The following is a 22,112-nucleotide window of genomic DNA, read 5'->3' as shown; positions in this document are numbered from 1 at the left end:
AAGCCACTACCTCAGGGAAGCCACAAGCCCAAACTGCCGCAATTTGCGTAAATATGGGAGGGTATGGTAAAATAGGTTCTTAGGCGGAGGTGAACATGAGCGCAAATTCTAGGCCTAGGAAACATAGACATAAAAGACATTATACATTTATGATAATATCCGGTGACTCCGACGGCTCAACCAGGAGCCTGCACCTTAATCACTTCAGAACGCAGCTTCTGGCCTATACACTTTTTGTCATAGGCCTTGCCATAGTCTGCTACATCATTTATTCGGTTATCACAATTAACTCACTCAGAACTCTTCAGGCTGAGCAGACGACTCAGATCGCTGACCTTATGCAGGAGAACAGCAATCTTGAAGCAGCCAATGCGCAGCTTCAGACCGAGACTCTGCAGCTGAGCGCTGCTATCAATAAAAGGCTTGAAGACGAACAGCTCTCCGCTGAGGAAGCAGAAAGCCTCGCCATTCCTTCAGGCTTTCCTTTGACAGGAACAGCCTCCATGACACCTGCGGTTGACGACCTTACAGCCACAGAAGTCACCGAAATAACTGACGAAAATAAAGATGAAGCCACGGGCAATCCCCTGGTTCTTTTTACAGCTGCTGAGGGAAGCAGCATTATAGCTTCAGGTACAGGTACTATCACTTCCGTTACTACAGATACGAAGTTCGGAAACGCTGTTACCATCGACCACGGCAACGGATATATTTCCATCTACAGAAATGCCAGTGATCCTCTTGTAACTGAAGGCTCCACCATCGACAAGGGCAACATCATCTTTGTTGTGGGTGAAGATTCTCTCAAACTCGGCTATCAGATCATGAAGGATGATCAGTTTATCAATCCTGAGGATCTTATAGAGATAGATGGCTAAAATACGGAGGTTACAAAAATGTTTGGCAAGAAAGAGACTACATTTGATGCATCACTTGAGCAGGTAGGAACAATTATCGGCCTGGGCGCTGTATTGGACGGTCCTCTTACAACCAAAGACTCTACCAGGATTGACGGAACGGTTAAGGGAAATGTCACAATAAGCGGAGCTCTCATCGTTGGCCAGGAGGGCAAGATCGTAGGAACGGTATCAGCTCAGAATGTGTACATCGCAGGAGAAGTTAACGGCAATATCTCAGCTCCTCAGGGCAAGATCGAGATTTCAGACACAGGTAAGGTTTACGGAGACGTTACCTGCAAGGGCATCATCATTGATGAAAATGCTGTTTTCGCAGGCAAGTGCGACATGACCGGACTTGAGAAGACATCCGCAGATATCGCCAAGGAACGCGCAGCCGCAGATAAGGCCGCTTCCACAGAGAGCGAGAATAAAGAGAATAAAGAGAATAAAGAGAATAAAATCGACAGCAAGGACAAAAAGAAGTAATAATGAACGATAATATTGCAAAGAAAGCCTACTCCAGATTCGGACTTACTTATACCATCGGCCAGCTGGGATATGGCTTTTTAATTATTCTGATATCATTTATCATCGGTAGGTTAAGCCCGGGAATTCTTAGTTCCCTCAATTCCAACCTGATAGTTACCTACATCGTCATGGTAGGTCTTGCATATCCGGCCATGTATCTGGCCATAAGAGGACTTAAGAAAACAGAAATACCCAAAAAGGACATGGGAATCGGCCTTTATCTATGCTGTTTTCCCATGGTATATGCTCTGGCTGCTCTTTCTAACATCGTTGGTTCCATCATCAACGCAAGACTTGGAAAACTCACCGGAGAAGGAGCCGTTAATCCTGTCATCGATCTTGTGATGAACGTCTCCCCTGTAATTCTTTTCATTGTAGCGGTTGTAGCAGCTCCCATTTGCGAAGAGCTGACCTTCAGAAAATTCCTGATAGACAGAACCGTGGGCTTTGGTGAGAAAACTGCCATGATAATGTCCGGACTTATCTTCGGTCTCTATCACGGCAATCTTTCCCAGTTTGCATATGCCTTTGTTATCGGTATGTTCTTTGCCTTTATCTATATCAGAACAGGTAAGGTAATATACACCATACTACTGCATATGTTTATCAACGGAACCACCACAGTATTGTCCCAGGTCATGAAGATTTCCATAGATTTCGATGAGCTCACCCAATATGTCTACGGCGGCGATATGGAAGCATATATGAACTATGTGAGCGAGAACCTTGCGGCATTTGCCCTGTTGGGATTGATGGGAATGATAATCATTACTTTCCTTTTACTGGGAATTGTCCTTCTCATCCTGAACCACAAGAAGTTCGTTTTCAGACCTGTTGAGGGCCAGTTGGAAAAAGGTCATGTATTCAGCAGTGTCATCATCAATCTGGGAATGATCGTATTCCTTATCTACAGTCTTTCAAATATGTTCATTGCTCAGCTTGGTCTTGATAAGAATATAGCCAGATTAGTGATCAGTTTATTCAGAAAATAAAAAAGGCTTGCGAAGTATCTGCTTCGCAAGCCTTTATCATATTAATCAACGATCACTCCTGCATTCTCTCGAATACAAGCTCATATCCGTCATCACCGTAATTGAGGGAACGGTTAACTCTGCTGATGGTAGCAGTTGAAGCACCGGTCTTCTCTGCAATCTCCAGATAAGTCTTGTGATCTCTGAGCATGGATGCCACCTCAAATCTCTGTGACAGTGACAGAAGCTCATTAACAGTGCAAAGATCCTCGAAAAAGCTGTAGCACTCTTCCTTGTTCTGAAGACAAAGAATAGCGTCAAACAGGTGATCAACTGCATCTGTTCTGATTTTTTTGTTCATTCGTAATTCCTCCGTAAATTTATTAAAACGCACAAGTGGTACATATATGGTTAGTATTCCGCTTATAACACTTTCATGCTTAAACATTTTATCACTCTAAAACTCTAAAGTAAAGGGGGTCATTTTTTCCAACATAATAAAGACACAAAATTTTCACATTTTTAACTGATATTGGCATTAAACGCTTTACTTTGGTACATATGTGTGATAATCTAAATATGTTGTCGTAGACAACAGAACGATTATTTTTTATTTTTAGTGGAGGTATTACGATGAACAAAGGTACTGTTAAGTGGTTCAACAACCAGAAGGGTTACGGCTTCATTTCTGACGAGGCTGGCAATGATGTATTCGTACATTATTCAGGACTCAACATGGAAGGTTTCAAGTCTCTCGAAGAGGGCGCTTCTGTAGAGTATGATGTAATCCAGGGCGAAAAGGGACCTCAGGCCGTAAACGTAAACAAGCTTTAATTCTAGGGTGATTAGAGCGAATTAATCAGACTACAAAGTGCCTTATTCTAATATATAGATATATTTTGAATTCGCAAGATTGTAACAATGATTAATCAAACAATGCCATCTGACTTAGTCAGATGGCATTTTTGACGTCTATGGGATGCTCCCAGGAGTTCGTTGGTTGAGAGGATGGAAAAGATGATTCATAAAATGAAAAAAACAGAAACAGCCGAAATGAGGCTGTTTCTGTTTTTTTGAATTTTAATGAATCAAATCATCAACCCATGATAGCTTCTACGGTGTATTCCTTGACGGATGCATCGTAAGGGATTACGTTGCCACTTACTTCCTTGCCGTTAACTACAAGCTTGGAAATGCCCTTCTGAGCGCCATTGGTCTTAACGGAGATCTTGTAGGTAGCACCGCGGAACTTACGTGTGAGCTCGAAATCACCAAAGCCTTCAGGTACGCAAGGATTGATGGAAAGACCCTGATGTGTAGGATATACACCCAGGATGTACTGGGAGATATTTACAAAGGTCCATGCAGCTGTACCTGTAAGCCAGCTGTTCTTGCCCTGACCGTGGAACTTGGCGTCGCGGCCTGCAACCATCTGTGAGTATACGTATGGCTCTGTGCAGTGGATGTCGCTGATCTCCTCAACATAAGCAGGGCAGGTCTTCTTGTAGATATCGAAGGCTCTGTCGCCGTGTCCGAGAACAGTCTCAGCGATGGATACCCAAGGATTGTTGTGGCAGAAGATACCGGCGTTCTCCTTGTATCCGGGTGGATATGAGCTAACTTCACCAAGTTCAAGGTGATACTTGGTATAAGCGGGCTGAAGGATCATTACACCGTACTTGGTATCAAGTCTCTCTTCAACGCTCTTAAGAGCCTTCTCTGCGAGACCTTCCTTAACACCGATGCCTGCCAGTACGCAGAAGCCCTGGGGCTCGATGTAGATCTGACCCTCTTCACACTCTTTTGATCCAACCTTGTTGGAATTAGCATCGTAAGCACGAACGAACCATTCGCCGTCCCAACCTGCTGTGATAGCTGCCTCGTAAACCTTTGCAACTTCTTCTCTTGCGCGCTTAGCCTCGGCTTCATCTCCAAGGAGTTCTGCCAGCTGAGCATATTCCTCACCGTACTTAACAAACATTCCGGCGATGAATACTGACTCTGCAACAGGTCCCTCTGAAGGTCCGAAGGTCTGGAAGGATTCACCGGGATGCTCTGAGAAGCAGTTAAGGTTAAGGCAGTCATTCCAGTCTGCACGGCCGATAAGAGGAAGACCGTGAGGTCCCTTGTGAGTTGCTGTGAAGTTGAAGGAGCACTTAAGGTGTTCCATAAGTGTCTTAGCAACACTCATATCATTATCGAAAGGAACGATCTCTTTTAATATAGAAAGATCTCCTGTCTCTCTGATGTATGCGCTGGTACCTGCAATGAGCCATAAAGGATCATCGTTAAAGCCTGAACCGATATCTGAGTTACCCTTCTTGGTAAGAGGCTGATACTGGTGATAAGCGCTTCCATCCTGGAACTGTGTGGAAGCGATATCGATGATACGCTCTCTTGCTCTGTCGGGAATGAGATGTACGAATCCGAGAAGATCCTGGCAGGAATCTCTGAATCCCATTCCACGGCCGATTCCTGACTCATAGTAGGAAGCGGAACGTGACATGTTGAAGGTAACCATACACTGATACTGGTTCCAGATATTTACCATGCGGTCAACCTTCTCGTTGGAAGAAGATACATGGTAGATGCTAAGAAGCTCTTTCCAATAGTTCTTGAGCTCTTCGAAAGCCTTGTCAACATCAGCGTCTGTCTTATATCTGTCAAGCATTGCAAAAGCAGGCTTCTTATTAATAACACTGGGAGCTTCCCACTTGTCGTCCTCAGGATTTTCGATGTAACCCAGAACGAAGATGAAGCTCTTGGACTCGCCGGGAGCAAGCTCTACGTTGATCTGATGAGAAGCGATAGGAGACCATCCGCTTGCTACGGAGTTGGTAGCCTTGCCCTCTGCAACTACATCAGGGCTGTCGGGACCGTTGTATGCACCGAGGAATGCATCTCTGCTGGTGTCGAAACCGTCAACCTTGGAGTTGACAGCGTATACAGCATAGTGATTACGACGCTCTCTGTACTCGGTCTTATGGAAAAGAACTGAACCGTTCTCAGAGATCTCAACCTCACCGGTGCTAAGGTTTCTCTGGAAGTTCTTCATATCGTCGTCTGCGTTCCAGAGACACCACTCAACATATGAGAAAAGTGAAAGCTTCGCTGTTGTTTCTTTATTATTAGTAAGAGTGATCTTGGAAACTTCGCAGTTGTCATTCATGGGAACGAAGGTAAGAACGCTTGCCTCAACCTTGTTCTTGGAGGAAGTAAATCTGCTGTAACCAAGTCCGTGACGGCACTCATAAGAATCAAGAGCTGTCTTTACAGGCTGCCATCCCGGATTCCATACAACATCATCAGTTGTATCTTTAATATAGAAGTACTTACCGTTGTTATCATAAGGAACATTGTTGTAACGATAACGTGTAAGTCTTAAAAGTTTGGCATCCTTATAAAAGGTATAACCGCCGCAGGTATTGGAAATAAGAGTGAAGAACTCCTTGTTGCCAAGGTAGTTGATCCAAGGAAGCGGAGTCTTCGGAGTAGTTATTACGTACTCAAGGGCATTGTCATCAAAAAAGCCGTATTTCATTACATAACCTCCCGTTTACACTTAAACGTTTAAGATAAATTACTAGGCACATTATATATGAGAATTGCGCTTATTGCAACAACAATTTTCATGGGGCAAAAACACTGAAAACCCAAGGAAAACATAGCGTTTCGTGAAAGCGGTTTCATACGTGGAACGATAAAACGATACTAACTTAACGAAACTCAAAACAACGAAAACAAACGAAAACGTTTACTAAAACTATGAACAAAATATGACCTGATATTTAAAAATGTATGAAAAAGAGATAACAGAATTGTTGAAATGCCACAAAAATATAAAATGTGCACAAAAGAATTTAAAATGCTATTGCTTTTGGTGTCAATGTGTTGTATATTTAAAATACGAAAACGATTAAGTACAAAAACAAAGAAACAAAGGTTGCTATGACAAGGAGAATGGTTTCACTAAAAGATATCTCCAAGGCCTGCGGTGTATCGGTAGCGACAGTGTCCAAGGCACTGAATGATCACAGCGATATCGGCAAGGACACCAAGGAGAGAATAAGGGAGGTTGCTGAGCAGCTGGGGTACAGACCCAATGCAGCGGCCCAGGCACTCAAGACCAACAGAAGTAACAATATCGGAGTTCTGTTTGTGGATGAGGCCAACAGCGGACTTACACATGACTATTTCAATCATGTGCTGGACAGCTTCAAGAGAACCGCTGAGGAGAATGGCTTTGATATTACCTTCATCAATGGTGGCAAGGCCAGGATCAACAATATGTCATATCTCTCACATGCTATATACAGAGGATTTGACGGAGTCATGATAGCTTGTGTTGATTTCTCCGATCCTGAAGTTGATGAACTTGTTAAGAGTAATATCCCGGTAGTGACCATTGACCACCTGTTTTACAACAGGATAGCAGTTGTATCTGACAATGTTTCCGGAATGAAGGAACTTGTCAAATATGTATATGATATGGGACATAGGAAGATAGCTTATATACATGGTATGGAATCTTCCGTTACCCAGAGCAGACTTTCTTCTTTTTATAAGACATTACAGGATCTTGATGTGGAGGTTCCGGATGAGTATGTGATTGCTTCTCCTTACAGAGATTCGGAGTCAGCATTCGTAGCTACCAACAAGCTGCTGAATCTTCCCGATCCGCCCACAGTGATCTTTTATCCCGATGATGTGGCATCCTTCGGAGGAATCAATGCCATCAGGCAGAGAGGACTTTGCATACCGGAAGATGTTTCCATAGTAGGATACGACGGTATCGAATTGGTTGGCAGAATCAGTCCCAAGCTTACAACCGTAGTACAGGACACTGAGAAGATCGGCAGAATGGCTGCCATGAAGCTCATTGATCTTATCAACAATCCCAAGGGAACACTTATTGAACAGATTGTTGTAGGCGGCAAACTTGAAGAGGGCCAGACAGTTAAAAAGATTCTTTCCAGGGAACAGGCAAAGGAAAGAAAGATTGTATAATCATTCAGATTTAAAACGGCATAAGCTGTTTTAGATAAAATTAACTCACAAATTTTTTAAAAAAGGGAGATGGAGGTAATTTGGTTATGAAGAAAAAGTTACTTGGTGTTATCCTTTCAGCTACAATGGTAGCCGGAATGATTACCGCTTGCGGCGAGACAGCTGCAACACCTGCTGCAGAGACACCTGCAACAACAACAGTTGAAGAGACTGCTGCACCTGCTGAGGCTGAGCCTGCTGCAGAGACAGCTGAGACAGCAGAAGTTGCTGAGCCCGCAGCTGAAGAGGGAAAGGTTCTTAACATCTACTGTTGGAACGAGGAGTTTAAGTCAAGACTTAAAGATCACTATCCTGGATATACAGAGGTTGATGCTACTCATGGTACAATCGGTGATGTAAGCGTTGTATGGAATATTACACCTAGTGATGACAATGCTTATCAGAACAACCTGGATGAGACACTTCTTAAGCAGGCTGATGCAGCTGCTGATGACAAGATTGATATTTTCCTTGTTGAGGCTGACTACGCTCTTAAGTATGTTGACACAGAGTACACAGCACCTGTTGCTGATTTCGGTCTTACAGATGCTGACCTTGCAAATCAGTACAAGTACACACAGGACGTTATGACAGATTCTACAGGCACTCTTAAGGGTGTTTCATGGCAGGGCTGCCCTGGTGTACTTATCTACAACCGTGAGGCTGCTAAGGAAGTTCTTGGATCAGATGATCCTGCAGAGGTTCAGAAGGCAGTTGCTGACTGGGATACATTCTCAGCTACAGCTGACACAATGAAGGCAGCTGGTTACAACATGACAGCTACAACAAACGATGCTTATCGTGTATTCTCTAACAACGTTTCTGGCCAGTGGGTACAGAACGGCAAGGTTGTTATCGATGATAACCTTATGAAGTGGGTTGAGCTTTCAAAGAAGATGGCAGACGAGAAGATGACAACAACATCTGATCTTTGGTCAGATGACTGGTCAAAGGGCTTCTATCCTGATGGAAAGGTATTCTGCTACTTTGGACCTGCATGGCTTATCAACTTCTGTATGGCAGCTAATGAAGATGGTTCAATCGCTAACCTTGGTGGTTGGGGCGCAACTGAGGGACCTCAGGGCTTCTTCTGGGGCGGCACATGGATCTGCGGTGCAACTGGAACAGATAACCCGACTCTCGTTGGTGATATCATGAAGCAGCTTACATGCAATGAAGAGATCATGCTTGACATCGTTGCTAAGGATTCAGATTTCGTAAACAACAAGCCTGCTATGGAAAAGGCTGCAGCTGATGATGCTTATGCATTCTCAGTATTCGGTGGACAGAATCCTCTTGGAATGTTCTGCACAGGTGCTGAGAAGTGTGACCTTTCAAACCAGGGTGCATACGATCAGGGATGTAACGAAGAGTTCCAGAGAGCAATGAAGAACTACTTCGATGGAAACGCTACTCTTGACGAGGCTCTTGAGATCTTCAAGAAGGCTATCGTAGAGAAGTATCCTGAACTTACAACAGACTAATCTGTTGAGACTACAATTCGGCAATACGTAGGTGAGTGTATCTGCGGCTATTGTGAGGAAAAGGAAAGGGGCGCATTGGTTTGACCGTGCGCCCCATATTAAAAAAAGAAATAGGAAAAGTTTAAAGGGGACGCTTATGAAGAAGAGAAGTAAAGTTGTAAGCTACAACAAATGGGGATATATCTTCTTAATACCTTTTGTTGTTGTTTATCTTGTATTCCAGATGATACCGCTTGTAACAACTGTCTACAATTCATTTTTCGAGAACTATCGTTCAGGACTTAAACAGATCGGTCCAACATTTATCGGTGTTCAGAACTATATCACAATCATTTCCAACGGAGACCTTCCCACATATTTCAAGAACACAATGATTATGTGGATAATGGGCTTTATTCCACAGATTGTCCTTTCACTTCTTCTTGGTGCATGGTTCACTGATCCATCACTCAGACTTAAGTGCCAGGGATTCTTTAAAACAGTAATCTACATGCCCAACCTTATCATGGCATCTGCTTTCTCAATGTTGTTCTTCACATTGTTCGCAGATGGCGGCCCTATCAATTCAATGCTTTTAAATATGGGTCTTATTGCTGAGCCATACAAATTCATGTCACATATCTGGTCAGTTCGCTCACTGGTTGCATTTATGAACTGCGTTATGTGGTTTGGAAATACGACAATTCTTCTGATGGCTGGTATGATGGGTATCGACCCTTCACTCTTTGAGGCAGCACAGGTTGACGGTGCTACAGCTACTCAGATTTTCTATAAGATTACATTGCCACTGCTCAGACCAATTCTTATTTTCGTAATGATCACATCACTTATCGGTGGTCTCCAGATGTTCGATGTTCCTCAGATCCTTACTAACGGATCCGGAGATCCTATGCGTTCATCAATGACATTGATCATGTATTTGAATAAGCATCTGTTCAGTAAGAACTACGGTCTTGCCGGTGCACTTTCAGTATTCATGTTCATCATTACCGGTATTCTTAGCCTTATAGTGTTTAAGTTTACTGCTCAAAAAGAAACTAAGTGATGAGGAGAGACAAAAATGGCAGATAATGTAAGTAAAATGGCAGGTCAGGATGAGAACAGAGCATCCGTCCACGCTAGGCGTCTAATCGCATATATCGTACTTGTTTTGGTATCATTTCTGTGCCTTTTCTGGTTCTATGTATTGTTTATCAATGCGTCCAGATCCAATTCAGAGCTTACCAGAGGATTTACCGCTATTCCCAGTACACACCTTTTGGAGAACTGGATCAATCTGAAGAACGGAACACTTCCTATCTTCAGCGGTATTATTAACTCTCTGTTTGTTGCTCTTGCATCAGCAGTTCTTTCAACATATTTCTCAACAATGACTGCTTATGCTATTCATGCTTATGACTTCAAGCTTAAGAAGTTTATGTTTACATTCATCCTTGCAGTTATGATGATCCCTACACAGGTTACCGCTCTTGGTTTCCTGCAGTTGATCGACAAGATGAAGCTTGATGACAGCTTTGTTCCTCTTATTGTACCTGCTGTTGCAGCACCTGCAGTATTCTTCTATATGAAGCAGTACATGGATGCTACACTTCCTCTTTCTCTTGTAGAGGCAGCACGTATCGACGGATCAGGCGAGTTCAGAACCTTTAATCAGATCGTTGTACCTCTTATGAAGCCGGCCATCGCCGTTCAGGCAATCTTCTGCTTCGTAACCAGCTGGAATAACTACTTCACTCCTGCACTGGTACTTCATACTGATACAAAGAAGACACTTCCTATTCTTATTGCTCAGTTGCGTTCAGCTGACTGGCTTAAGTTTGATATGGGACAGGTTTACGTAATGATAGCATTCTCAATCTTCCCTGTTATCGTTGTTTATCTGTTGCTTTCAAGATACATCGTTGGTGGTGTAACACTTGGAGGCGTTAAGGGTTAATGGAGTAGCTATCCTCCTAATCTTACATCCAAGTTTTTCCTTGGGTTAAGGTTTTTACTCTTTCCTTTTATAAGCGTTTTTTGAAGAACCATGGCATTCCCCGATGCCATGGTTTTTCGCCGTTTTGGTATAGAAAAACAGGGCATTTTATGTTATTGTGTTGGGAGTTAGGAAAGGATCGAAAGATCTTAGTTTTAGGAGGAAGTATGAAACGAATTAAATGTATTCTGGTGATGGCGTTTCTTGCCGTATGTCTTATGGGGTGCGGAAAATACGAGAATATGTTCCAGATAAACAGTGACGGAACGGGCTCGATAGCAATTCTTTATGCGACTAATATCAGTGAGCTGGAGGCAGCCGGATTGGAACCGGATAAGTATGATATGTCTCCCATCTTTGATGAACTTCAGGACCGCGGTTTTACTGTTCAGGATTATGATAAGGACGGCTACGAGGGGTATGTGGTTTCAGCCCAGAACGTGGATATCAATGAGACAATGAATAATTTATATGTTGAGGGTTCCGGAATGGAATTTGCAGGCTTTGGCCCCGGAAGATTCAACATGACAATAGATGGCAATGACTGCTCTATAGACTGGAATCTCTTTAGCGATGAAGGATCAGAGTCTATCGAACAATTAAAACAGACTGTTGAGGCCTATGGCGCTTCTGCCAGAATTACTCTTTATCTTCCTTCACCTGCATATGATCATGATGCACCATATGTTTCGGATGAAGGCGCTTCCCTTCAGTGGGATCTCTTTGATCTTGGCAGTGACCAGTCCATTCATGCATACTTTAGCCTTGATGGTTCTGCTGCTGCAGCAGGCGGGCAGGGCGGAGGACTTATTGAGAGTCTGGATTATCTGATCCTTGTTTTGGGAATGTTTGCAGTACTGGGAACAGGACTTTTCCTTTATTTCTCAGCCAGAAAGAAAGAGAAGATGGCAGAGATGTATGAGAATTATAACGGCGGCATGACTCCCGTAAGTAATCCCAATCCTATGGCAATGGGAAAAACTCAGGGAATGCAGAACAATATGTGGAATCCTGCAGGACAGCAGCCTCAGATGAATCCGGTGAATCAAAATATGCCTTCCGGGGCCCAGTGGACACCCAACCAGCCACAGGGTAATAACGTAGGACCGGTTCCCAATTCAATACCTGATTGGGGCCCGAATAACTGATATAAATTTATGAAAAAAGGCCGTTGCAGATCACTTAGTGAAAGCAACGGCCTTGATTTATACATATTAAATTATTTTCTTTTAAGGGCTTCAAGCTTTTCCTTATCAAGCTTGCCTTCAGCGATGGTATTGGCCACCCAGAGCTTCAGGGATTCTACTGTGGTATCGATCTGCTCAAGGTTCTTCTGAATCTCAGCGAAATCTGCCAGCTCATCATCAGATACAATGCCGTCGGCAGTGATATCAATAAGACGATTCTTCTGATTTTCCAAAGAGTTAAGTGATGAAAGCATACCTAAAACTATCTCTGAAAGAGATGAAAGCTTCACTTCCGGTACTGAGGTTCTACCGATGGCACACTCGTGAGTGCAGTAGTAGTTGCAAAGTTCAGGCTTCTTGTAGGCTCTTGCCATTGCCACAACATCCTCTGGATAGATGCTTGTTTTACCTGTTTCCATCTTCTCAAGACTGCTGTCACTTATTCCACCGAGAAGCTCACTTGCCTGAGCTCTGGTAAGCCCGGCCTGTTCCCTGCTTTCGAAAAAGATGTTTTTATCTTCTCTTATTGATCTTTTCCCCATGATATACCTCCGTAATACATATAATTCTAATTCCCCCTAATGGGAAAATATGTCCCATTTGTTTGCCAACGTACTTATTTAAACATATTAGGATAAAACTTACAATAATATTATCAAAAGAAACAACACCAAATAACAAATAACTCCTTATTCTCTCTCATGTTTCTTTTGATGTTAGTATTAGTTAGTACGCACTATAAACCTTCACGGAAAGCCATATGACAACCCCATGTCATATGGCTTTTTCCGTGTCATAAAGCCTGCTCTTGGCAATGTTAACAAAGGCTTTCGGAAATGAAATAGAATATTTATAGAAAATAACGCTTGTCTTCATGGCTTTAGTGTGTTAAACTCTTTGCTGTACACACAAATGTCCGTGGAGGAGAAACATAAAATGCAACAGGATTCAGGCTACTATGTTATTAGAAAACAGGCAGTGCCTGAGGTGCTTCTGAAGGTCGTTGAGGCCAAGAAGCTGCTGGAATCAGGCAAGGTCAAGACCGTTAATGAAGCGGCCTCTTTTCTTGGAATCAGTCGTAGCTCTTTTTATAAGTACAGAGATGATATTTATGAGTTCCATGACAGTCTTCAGGGGACAACACTTACCCTTACATTCCAGATGAATGATGAGGTGGGACTGTTATCCTTTGTGCTTAATCTGATAGCGGATTTCGGTGCTAATATTCTTACGATTCATCAGTCAATTCCCCTGAACGGAGTGGCATCTATTTCTATTACGATTCAGGTGTTGCCCACCACCAGGGATATCATGGATATGATAACTCTTATGGAAGCCAAAGAGGGTGTCCATAAAGTACATATTACGGGAAGAAGTGCTTCGATCTCGTAATTTTTGTTTTTTAGAATAATGATAATGAAATTAGAAAAAGTTGGAGGTCATGATGGCAAAGGTAGCGGTTTTAGGATACGGAACAGTAGGTAGCGGCGTAGTTGAAGTGCTTGATACCAACGCCCGGGAGGTTGCATGCAGCGCAGGAGAAGCGGTTGAGCTTAAGTATATTCTGGACCTCAGGGATTTCCCCGGAGATAAGCATGAGGCTCAGGTTGTACACGATATAGACATCATTTTGAACGATCCTGAGGTTGATGTGATCTGCGAGACCATGGGAGGTCTTGAGCCGGCCTTTACATTCGAGAAAAAAGCCCTTGAGAAGGGTAAGAGCGTATGCACCTCCAACAAGGAGCTGGTTGCTGCACACGGACCCGAGCTGGTGGAGCTTGCCAGGAAGAACGGTGTCAGCTATCTCTTTGAGGCCAGTGTTGGCGGTGGAATTCCTGTTCTTCGCAGCATCAACGATTCTCTTAAACATGAAAAGATCGATGCCATTACAGGTATTTTGAACGGTACAACCAACTATATCCTTACCAAGATGGACAAGGAAGGTGCAAGCTTTGAGGATGTCCTCAAGGTAGCCCAGGAGAAGGGCTATGCCGAGAGAAATCCGGAAGCCGATGTGGAGGGCTATGATGCCTGCAGAAAGATCGCTATTCTGGCAAGCCTTATGAGCGGCGGTCACGTGGCATATGAGGATATTTATACCGAGGGCATCACCAAGATAAATTCAGCGGATTTTGCCTATGCCAGAAGCCTTAACATGGCTATCAAGCTTCTTGGAATGTGCAAGAAGACATCAACAGGCTTCTTTACCATGGTTGCTCCTTTCCTTATTCCAATGGAGAATCCTCTTGCCAATGTCAACGGCGTATTCAATGCCATTGATGTTCACGGCAACATGCTGGGAGACGTAATGTTCTACGGCAAGGGCGCAGGTAAGAATGCTACAGCCAGTGCGGTAGTTGCTGACGTGGTTGATATTTTGAAACATAAGGGCAAACATATCCCTGTTAATATGAAGGCTGAAAAGGCTGTGCTTACAGCCAAGGACAATGCTGTTCGTCAGTTCTTTGTAAGGGTTTCAGAGAGTGAGAAGGACAAGCTCACAGATGTATTCGGCCCTGAGATCGATATAGTGAAGTCTCCTGAGGTTCAGGGTGAGGTTGCTGTTGTGACAGACCTGATCTCCGAGAAGGACTTTGAGGAGAAACTCAACAAGCTTGACTCTGTAAAGGGTTACCTCAGATTGTTTTGATAAATTAGAATTTATAAATATAAGAAGAAAAGGGAATAATAGGCGATGAAAAAGGTTGTAAAATTTGGTGGCAGTTCACTTGCAAGCGCAGAGCAGTTCATGAAGGTCGGCGATATCATCAAGGCCGATCCTGACCGCAACTATGTAGTGCCTTCTGCCCCGGGAAAAAGAAACTCCAAGGATACCAAGGTAACTGACATGCTTTACAAGACATATGCTCTTGCGGAAGCAGGCAAGGATTTTTCCAAGCAGCTGGCAGATATCAGGGCAAGATATGATGAGATCATCAAGGGCCTTAATCTCAAGCTTAACCTTGCAAATGAGTTTAAGACCATCGAGAAGAACTTTAAGGAACAGGCCGGAAGGGATTATGCAGCCAGCCGTGGAGAGTACCTGAACGGAATTATCATGGCAAACTACCTGGGATACGAATTCATCGATTCCGCAACAGTAGTTGCCTTTGACAAGGACGGAGAGTTCGACGCAGAGAAGACCAACAAGCTCATGGCTAAGAAGCTGGAGAAGACTCCCAAGGCCGTTATTCCCGGTTTCTACGGCGCATATCCTAACGGAAGTATCAAGACCTTCTCAAGAGGAGGATCTGATATTACAGGTTCAATAGTTTCAAGAGCTGTTAAGGCTGATGTATATGAGAACTGGACCGATGTTTCAGGCTTCCTTGTTGCAGATCCCAGGATCATCGACAAGCCGCCGCACATCGAGACCATTACATACACAGAGCTTCGAGAGCTGGCTTACATGGGCGCAGGCGTTCTCCATGAGGATGCTATTTTCCCTGTAAGAAAAGAGGGTATTCCCATCAACATCAGAAATACCAACAAGCCTGAGGATCCCGGAACCTGGATCGTTGAGTCCACAGCCAAGAAATCCAAGTATGTCATCACCGGAATTGCCGGCAAGAAGGGCTTCTGCTGCGTAAACGTTCTTAAGGATCAGATGAACTCCGAGGTTGGATTTGTAAGAAGAGTTCTTCAGGCCTTTGAGGACCAGAATATTTCCATTGAGCATGTACCTTCAGGAATCGATACCATGACAGTATTCGTTCAGGAGGATGAGTTCATAGAGAAGGAGCAGGCTGTTGTGTCCGAGATCCACAGACTGGCTCATCCGGATATGCTTGAGATCCAGACAGACCTGGCTCTTATCGCAGTTGTTGGCCGCGGTATGAGAGCAACTCGTGGAACAGCGGGCAGGATTTTCTCAGCATTGGCCCATGCAAGCGTTAACGTAAGGATGATCGATCAGGGTTCATCTGAGCTTAACATCATCATCGGTGTTGAGAACCGTGACTTTGAGAAGGCTATCCGTGCCATCTACGACATCTTTGTTACAACCCAGATCTGATAAGCCCCGATAATAAAAGCCCTTTGAAGGCCTTGGTCTTCAAAGGGCTTTTTCTATTATATAGATAATTACTTCAAAAGAAATTCGATGAACTGCTTGGCTGTATCGGTGTGCTGTGAGTTGATGATTATGGATGCCGCAGCCTCCTGACCATAATAGATTCCGTTCTCCGAAAGGAACTGTGAACCGTCAAGTCTGATGGCTACAGGAATCGGATTGTCCATGGCGTCGGGGGATTCAAGCTCATAGATAAAGCTCTGATTGTAGTTATGGGCCTTTACTGCCAATTTATTATTCTCATCGTATTCACCTGTGCTCAGGTAGGTCTGATAATCGTCGGAGTTAAGGTAATCAAGGTAGGCCTGATCCACATAGATGAGTCTGTCCTCCAGGGACTTAAGTTCATCTTCGCTGTATACTTCCCTCAGATCAAGGAAGGTCTCCTGATTGCCGTAGTGAAGCATGATCCTAAGATCTCCGGTCATCACATCCAGCTCCTTGGCTGAAAGAACGGCCATGATCTTCTGACTTGTGGCAACGGCCATCTGGTCAAGGATCAGGGGATCGAAGCTGGAGGAAGTGTCCACAAGGCAGCTGTACTCCTTGGTATCTATGGAGGCATACTCCGCAAAACTGTCCTGAATGGTATCCTGTGCCATGGAAGCTCCGCTGTTGAGCATCATTGCATAGAAGGCATAGGGTTTATTGTTTCTTACATCCTTGATAACCACTGCTATAACAATGATAAGTGCCACCACAGCAATGGCGTGGAGCTTGTAATAATCCCAGAAGTATTCAAGGTAGGCCTGAAATCCCTGGCCTTTGAGCTTTTTTCTTTCTTCTCTTATCTCATCGCGAACTGCCATTTATATTCCTTCTTTCTATATTCTTTTAAGGTGATGTTAACATAAAAGTAATTTTATTTTATTGGTAAAACATATATAATTGAAATAGGGTGTTTTTACACTTAGACTTGATTATAAATCCTTGTTAAAGAGTGTCAATTGAAATTTAAAAAGAAATTCGGATTTTGAGCAAAAAACATCTTGAAAGATTACCCAGGATAATATAGGATATTCGTTAAATGTTGATGTTTTTCACAAGTTCTTCAGACATTTAATCGGGGATTAATTTCTGACCCCAATCTACTATTTATCAGGAGGTATTTTCAGGTATGGTAAGCGACAACAGTTATGTTGAGTGCCTGGTTGAGAGCAAGGCTTCGCCCGCTATTGTGGTGCTTAAGTATATTACTCTTTTACTGGCAATCTTTTTTTTGGTGGCATTTGTTGTTACTCCCCTCGGTATTTTTGCTCTGATTTTCGGTATTGCCGCATCTGTGGGTTATTACTTTGTATCCCTCAATGCCAGTATTGAGTTCGAGTATCAGTACTGTGACAAGGAGATCACCGTAGACAAGGTTCTTAACAAGTCACGAAGAAAAAATGTTGGAAAATATGAGGTTGGACGTATTGAGATAATGGCTCCTTCACGTTCCTATCATCTTGATGAGTACAAGAACAGAACCTATAAGGTGCTGGATTACTCAGCCAGGGAGAAGAATCCTCAGCCGGATCCTACATATACTATCATCTATGATGGCAAGGAAAAGCTTATCCTTGAACCTACCGGCGATTTCGTAGCAGCTATCAGGAACGTAGCGCCGAGGAAAGTATTTATGGATTAACACAGAAAAATTGTATTTGGGATAAGGGTTACAGTAACTGCGTACAAGATTTTAGTTTTGGGAAGAACGGAGAGAGAAAATGGGACAGATTATTGGTGAAGGAATTACCTTTGACGACGTGCTTTTAGTACCTGCTTATTCGCAGGTTATACCTAATCAGGTAGATGTTAGTACTTATCTTACAAAGAAGATCAAGCTCAACATTCCTATGATGAGCGCAGGAATGGACACCGTTACCGAGCATAGAATGGCGATCGCCATGGCCAGACAGGGCGGTATCGGAATCATCCACAAGAACATGTCTATCGAGGCCCAGGCCGAGGAAGTAGACAAGGTTAAGAGATCAGAGAACGGTGTTATTACAGATCCATTTTCACTTTCTCCTGAGCATACACTGGCTGATGCGGATTCGCTTATGGCCAAGTTCCGTATTTCAGGTGTACCTATCACAGAGGGCAGAAAGCTGGTAGGTATCATCACTAACCGTGATCTTAAGTTTGAAAAGGACTTTTCAAAGAAGATTAAAGAGGTTATGACTTCAGAGAACCTCATTACTGCCAAGGAAGGAATCACCCTTGAGGAGGCCAAGAGCATTCTGGCCAAGTCCAAGAAGGAGAAGCTTCCTATCGTTGATGACAACTACAATCTTGTTGGTCTTATCACTATCAAGGATATTGAGAAGACTATCAAGTATCCTTTATCAGCCAAGGATGATCAGGGAAGACTCCTTTGCGGCGCAGGCGTTGGTATTTCAGCTAACTGCCTTGAGCGTGTGGCAGCTCTTGTAGATGCCAAGGTTGATGTTATCGTTCTTGACTCCGCTCACGGACATTCAGAGAACGTACTTAAGTGCCTTAGAATGATCAAGGAGAAGTTCCCTGATCTTCAGGTTATCGCCGGCAACGTAGCTACCGGTGCAGCAACCAAGGCTCTTATTGAGGCCGGTGCTGATGCTGTTAAGGTTGGTATCGGACCCGGATCTATCTGTACAACCCGTGTTGTTGCAGGTATCGGTGTTCCACAGGTTACAGCTATTATGGATTGCTATGCGGTTGCCAAGGAGTACGGCGTGCCGATCATCGCAGATGGCGGTATCAAGTATTCAGGAGATATCACCAAGGCTATCGCAGCAGGCGGCAGCATCGTTATGATGGGCTCAATGTTTGCAGGCTGTGACGAGGCTCCCGGTGAGTTCGAGCTTTACCAGGGCAGAAAATATAAGGTATATCGTGGCATGGGCTCTATTTCAGCCATGGAGAACGGATCCAAGGATCGCTATTTCCAGGAAGATGCCAAGAAGCTTGTTCCCGAGGGCGTTGAGGGACGTGTAGCATACAAGGGAACAGTAGAGGATACAGTATTCCAGCTGATGGGCGGACTTCGTTCAGGTATGGGTTACTGCGGATGCGCAAGCATCGATGAACTCAAGGAGAACGGCAGATTTATCAAGATGTCAGCAGCAGCTCTTCGTGAATCACATCCTCATGATATTCAGATTACCAAGGAGGCGCCTAACTACAGCGCCATGTAATAAATACACACGGCATATTTTTCGAGGGGGAAAATTTGCAGGAAACGGAATCTTTAGAGGAACTTGAGAAGACCGCTAACACGGGCTCCGCAGAATCTGAAAAGGGAGTCCTTGGTCGTTTTGCGCTCAAAAATGCTGAAGAGATCCAATCCTGGCAGGATCATTTCTGCGAAATGGCAGGGGTCTATGCCATGTGTCTCGACGAAAAGGGCCTTCCTATCAGCTCTTTTTCCGGGATTCCCTCAGAAGTAGAAGTAATAAGAAAGTATGTGACGGATGTTCGCATACATAATATATTCAAACGCGTGTCAGAGAGTGAGCTGGAGGATCAGGCGGTGGAGATCACCGAGGTGCCTAACCTTCGGCTTGCGGCTGTGGCCGTCAGAAACAGCGGGGTAGCAGCTGCTGTCTGGATTGTCTGCGGAGTATTCATGGAAGCAGACTATGAAAAAGAATTCTTCAAATTGCCACCCATCGATTCTTTTGGGTATCAGATTTCCGAAAACAAATTTTATAAGGTGCTGGATCTCCTCAGGGAGACCATGAATGTCCTGATAGCCGTTGAGGCTTCCAGGTCTATTGCTGTTGCCAAGAGCAAGGAGTCAAGGCAACAGGAGCTTGAGATGACCACCTCTTTCCACAGAGCTGAGACCATGACTGAGATCGTATCGCTCCTTGACAGCGACGAGTCCATTGAGAATATCATGGCCATGGTTCTGTCCAAGCTCTGCTCCTACCTTCAGATCAGCAACGCCTTCACCTGCAAGATACATCATCAGAATCTGATGGATATCATAGTTCAGTGGACAGCTCCCGGAGTGAAGAAGATGTTCACGGAGACCACCGATCAGGAGCTGTGCTGGTTCCTGGGCAATGAGAAGGCAGTGGTGATCTCCAGCGATACCCAGATGAATGCGGGAGAGAGGGAACAGCTTGATCTGTTCGGCATCAAGGCCCTTGTGGCCATGCCTATCATGATAAACGGCGCCCCCAGGTTTTATGCCTGTCTTACCGAGACCAAGGAAAACCGCATCTGGTCCATAGACGACATAAAGTTCATCAATGATGCCATAAGGATCCTTCAGAGTATCATCACCAAGAGAATACAGACCAATTCCCTGGCCAGTTCCTTTGCTTCCCTGGAAGCGGTGCTGGACAACGTGGGAAGTTCAATATATGTAAGAGACATCGGAACAGGAGTCCTTCTTTTTGCCAACAGAAGCTTTAAAAAGAGCTTTGGAAAGGAACTGGCAGAGAACAGGCTCATCGAGCTTTTTGAGTCCAATATTCCCTCCAGAAGCCATTCCGGCAACTATGAGGTCCATCATAAGGCGAGGGAGAAGTGGTACGATGTCTACTACACCAGGATCAAGTGGGTGGACGGCCGCCCGGTTTCTCTGTGCGCCATCTATGACATAACAGAGAAAAAGCTCTATCAGAAGCGAATCGAGCAGCAGGCCTACACCGACTTCCTCACAGGCCTTTACAACAGAATGTGCTGTGAGAAGGATCTGGCTAAATATGTGGATGAAGCAAGGCAGAACGGTACCAAGGGCGCCCTTATGTATCTTGATCTTGATGACTTCAAGCATATCAACGACAGCCTGGGACATCAGTACGGTGACATCCTTCTTCAGGATATTTCCAAGGCCGTCAGCCGCATAGAGGGAATCAGCAATTCCTGCTACCGTATGGGCGGCGACGAATTTGTTATCATAGTTCCTCCCGAGAGCTACCACAGAATGGACAAGATCATGGAGGAGATCAAAAATGCTTTTGCCACACCCTGGTATCTCAAGGACAGCGATTACTACTGCACCATGAGTATGGGTGTTGTCAAATTCCCGGAGCATGGAGACAATGTTTCCGAGCTTATCAGGAAATCCGACGTTGCCATGTATGAGGCCAAAAAGTCAGGAAAGAACAGGATCGCCGAGTATTCGGACAACATTGATTCCTCCTCGATCCACAGACTTGACCTTGAGAAAAATATGTATGACGCCATCGGAAGGAGCTGTCAGGAGTTTGAGGTATACTTCCAGCCCATCATCAGCGGCAGTGCCATCGGAAACGGAGAAGAGGACAGCGAGAAGCACATTGCGGCAGAGGCCCTTGTGCGCTGGAACAGTTCTAGGCTTGGATTCCTCAATCCCGATGAGTTCGTGCCCCTGGCGGAATATCTGGGACTTATCACTCCCATTGGCAACCACGTTCTCCAAAAGGCCTGTGAGTGCTGCAGACAGTGGAATGAGGCGGGCAACGGCAATTATGCTGTCAGCGTGAATCTCTCTGTGGTACAGATCATGCAGAACGACATAGTGGATGTGATCAAAAAGTGCCTTGAAGACAACCATATGGATCCCAACAACCTTATTCTGGAGCTCACGGAGCGCCTTGCCATCAATGACCTGGCAAGGACCAAGCAGACCCTGCTTGATATCAAGGACCTTGGAGTAAGGCTTGCACTGGATGATTTCGGAACCGGCTATACCGCCATCAGCAGTATCAGAGCGCTGCCTTTTGATATTATCAAGATCGACAAGGACTTTGTAAAAGATGTGGCCACCAGCGAATATTCACAGGCCTTCGTCAAAATGATGGCAGAGCTGGGCCAGACCATAGGGGCCGAGATCTGCGTGGAAGGTATAGAGACCAAGGAGCAGCTTGACGCCTTAAAGGGCATGGGAGTTAAGTATATCCAGGGCTACTACTTCGACAAGCCCATCCGCAGAGCCGCTTTTGAAGAAAAGTATGTGTATAACTAACAATTCAATTGTTGACGGATT

Annotated in this window: 19 protein-coding genes; 15 read left to right on the top strand and 4 right to left on the bottom strand. The window is 44.4% G+C overall.

The genetic code is table 11. From position 1 onward, the window contains the following. The first annotated feature begins 95 nt into the window (after positions 1-95). From T359_RS0112875 to T359_RS0112865, 3 genes are read left to right on the top strand one after another with little or no spacing between them, the layout of a single operon-like run. Positions 96-878 carry a murein hydrolase activator EnvC family protein gene (locus T359_RS0112875; RefSeq protein WP_081795576.1) on the top strand — a complete coding sequence of 261 codons (783 nt, stop codon included), beginning with the start codon at positions 96-98 and terminating at the stop codon, positions 876-878. Between the two features lie 18 nt (positions 879-896). Continuing rightward, on the top strand, positions 897-1,385 hold the full coding sequence (locus tag T359_RS20330; protein ID WP_051545379.1) for a bactofilin family protein: 489 nt from the start codon (positions 897-899) through the stop codon (positions 1,383-1,385). Between the two features lie 2 nt (positions 1,386-1,387). Beyond that, positions 1,388-2,419, top strand: coding sequence for a CPBP family intramembrane glutamic endopeptidase (locus tag T359_RS0112865; RefSeq protein ID WP_026517840.1), 1,032 nt, complete (start codon positions 1,388-1,390; stop codon positions 2,417-2,419). Positions 2,420-2,471: 52 nt separating this feature from the next. On the opposite strand, the gene T359_RS0112860 is transcribed toward T359_RS0112865, so the two are convergent. Further along, positions 2,472-2,759, bottom strand: a complete 288-nt coding sequence (locus tag T359_RS0112860) for a YerC/YecD family TrpR-related protein (RefSeq protein WP_026517839.1) — start codon at positions 2,757-2,759, stop codon at positions 2,472-2,474. A 272-nt stretch (positions 2,760-3,031) separates the two neighbouring features. Here T359_RS0112860 and T359_RS0112855 point away from each other — a divergent pair, with 272 nt between their 5' ends. Next, positions 3,032-3,232: a cold-shock protein gene (locus tag T359_RS0112855; protein WP_013281837.1), complete on the top strand. Its 201-nt coding sequence runs from the start codon at positions 3,032-3,034 to the stop codon at positions 3,230-3,232. 262 nt (positions 3,233-3,494) lie between these two features. Here the strand turns inward: T359_RS0112855 and T359_RS0112850 are convergent, their stop codons facing one another. Beyond that, positions 3,495-5,939 carry a GH36-type glycosyl hydrolase domain-containing protein gene (locus T359_RS0112850; protein WP_026517838.1) on the bottom strand — a complete coding sequence of 815 codons (2,445 nt, stop codon included), beginning with the start codon at positions 5,937-5,939 and terminating at the stop codon, positions 3,495-3,497. A gap of 419 nt (positions 5,940-6,358) precedes the next feature. On the opposite strand from T359_RS0112850, the gene T359_RS0112845 reads away from it, so the two are divergent. The 5 genes from T359_RS0112845 to T359_RS0112825 all read left to right on the top strand — a co-directional run bounded on the left by T359_RS0112845 (position 6,359) and on the right by T359_RS0112825 (position 12,051). Continuing rightward, positions 6,359-7,405 (top strand): LacI family DNA-binding transcriptional regulator, encoded by a 1,047-nt coding sequence (locus tag T359_RS0112845; protein WP_026517837.1) that lies wholly within the window; start codon positions 6,359-6,361, stop codon positions 7,403-7,405. 86 nt (positions 7,406-7,491) lie between these two features. Beyond that, positions 7,492-8,928, top strand: a complete 1,437-nt coding sequence (locus T359_RS0112840; RefSeq protein ID WP_026517836.1) for an ABC transporter substrate-binding protein — start codon at positions 7,492-7,494, stop codon at positions 8,926-8,928. A gap of 136 nt (positions 8,929-9,064) precedes the next feature. Further along, positions 9,065-9,973 (top strand): carbohydrate ABC transporter permease, encoded by a 909-nt coding sequence (locus tag T359_RS0112835; RefSeq protein ID WP_026517835.1) that lies wholly within the window; start codon positions 9,065-9,067, stop codon positions 9,971-9,973. Between the two features lie 15 nt (positions 9,974-9,988). Next, positions 9,989-10,864, top strand: a complete 876-nt coding sequence (locus T359_RS0112830) for a carbohydrate ABC transporter permease (protein WP_051545377.1) — start codon at positions 9,989-9,991, stop codon at positions 10,862-10,864. Between the two features lie 206 nt (positions 10,865-11,070). Beyond that, positions 11,071-12,051, top strand: coding sequence for a hypothetical protein (locus tag T359_RS0112825; protein WP_155840120.1), 981 nt, complete (start codon positions 11,071-11,073; stop codon positions 12,049-12,051). 71 nt (positions 12,052-12,122) lie between these two features. On the opposite strand, the gene T359_RS0112820 is transcribed toward T359_RS0112825, so the two are convergent. After that, positions 12,123-12,632, bottom strand: a complete 510-nt coding sequence (locus tag T359_RS0112820) for a helix-turn-helix domain-containing protein (RefSeq protein WP_026517832.1) — start codon at positions 12,630-12,632, stop codon at positions 12,123-12,125. Positions 12,633-13,026: 394 nt separating this feature from the next. Here T359_RS0112820 and T359_RS0112810 point away from each other — a divergent pair, with 394 nt between their 5' ends. Genes T359_RS0112810 through T359_RS0112800 form a run of 3 tightly spaced genes read left to right on the top strand, consistent with a single transcriptional unit; the run spans position 13,027 to position 16,108 of the window. Continuing rightward, entirely contained in the window at positions 13,027-13,482 is a 456-nt protein-coding gene (locus T359_RS0112810) for an ACT domain-containing protein (protein WP_026517831.1), read from the top strand. Positions 13,483-13,534: 52 nt separating this feature from the next. After that, on the top strand, positions 13,535-14,743 hold the full coding sequence (locus tag T359_RS0112805; protein ID WP_035784472.1) for a homoserine dehydrogenase: 1,209 nt from the start codon (positions 13,535-13,537) through the stop codon (positions 14,741-14,743). Between the two features lie 45 nt (positions 14,744-14,788). After that, positions 14,789-16,108, top strand: a complete 1,320-nt coding sequence (locus T359_RS0112800; protein WP_026517829.1) for an aspartate kinase — start codon at positions 14,789-14,791, stop codon at positions 16,106-16,108. 68 nt (positions 16,109-16,176) lie between these two features. On the opposite strand, the gene T359_RS0112795 is transcribed toward T359_RS0112800, so the two are convergent. Next, positions 16,177-16,974, bottom strand: a complete 798-nt coding sequence (locus T359_RS0112795) for a hypothetical protein (protein ID WP_026517828.1) — start codon at positions 16,972-16,974, stop codon at positions 16,177-16,179. A 308-nt stretch (positions 16,975-17,282) separates the two neighbouring features. Here T359_RS0112795 and T359_RS0112790 point away from each other — a divergent pair, with 308 nt between their 5' ends. The 3 genes from T359_RS0112790 (at position 17,283) to T359_RS0112780 (ending at position 22,091) form a co-directional block, all read left to right on the top strand. Then, positions 17,283-17,795, top strand: coding sequence for a DUF6106 family protein (locus T359_RS0112790; RefSeq protein WP_026517827.1), 513 nt, complete (start codon positions 17,283-17,285; stop codon positions 17,793-17,795). Positions 17,796-17,874: 79 nt separating this feature from the next. Beyond that, a complete protein-coding gene (gene guaB / locus T359_RS0112785) occupies positions 17,875-19,326 on the top strand; it encodes an IMP dehydrogenase (protein ID WP_026517826.1) in 1,452 nt (483 codons plus the stop codon). A gap of 35 nt (positions 19,327-19,361) precedes the next feature. After that, entirely contained in the window at positions 19,362-22,091 is a 2,730-nt protein-coding gene (locus tag T359_RS0112780; RefSeq protein ID WP_242839095.1) for a sensor domain-containing phosphodiesterase, read from the top strand. The last annotated feature ends 21 nt before the right edge of the window (positions 22,092-22,112 follow it).

Source organism: Butyrivibrio sp. MC2021 (assembly GCF_000621605.1).
Lineage (GTDB): Bacteria > Bacillota > Clostridia > Lachnospirales > Lachnospiraceae > Butyrivibrio.
The sequence above is the reverse complement of the archived record's forward strand: the minus strand, read 5'-3'. Positions and strand labels throughout refer to the sequence as shown.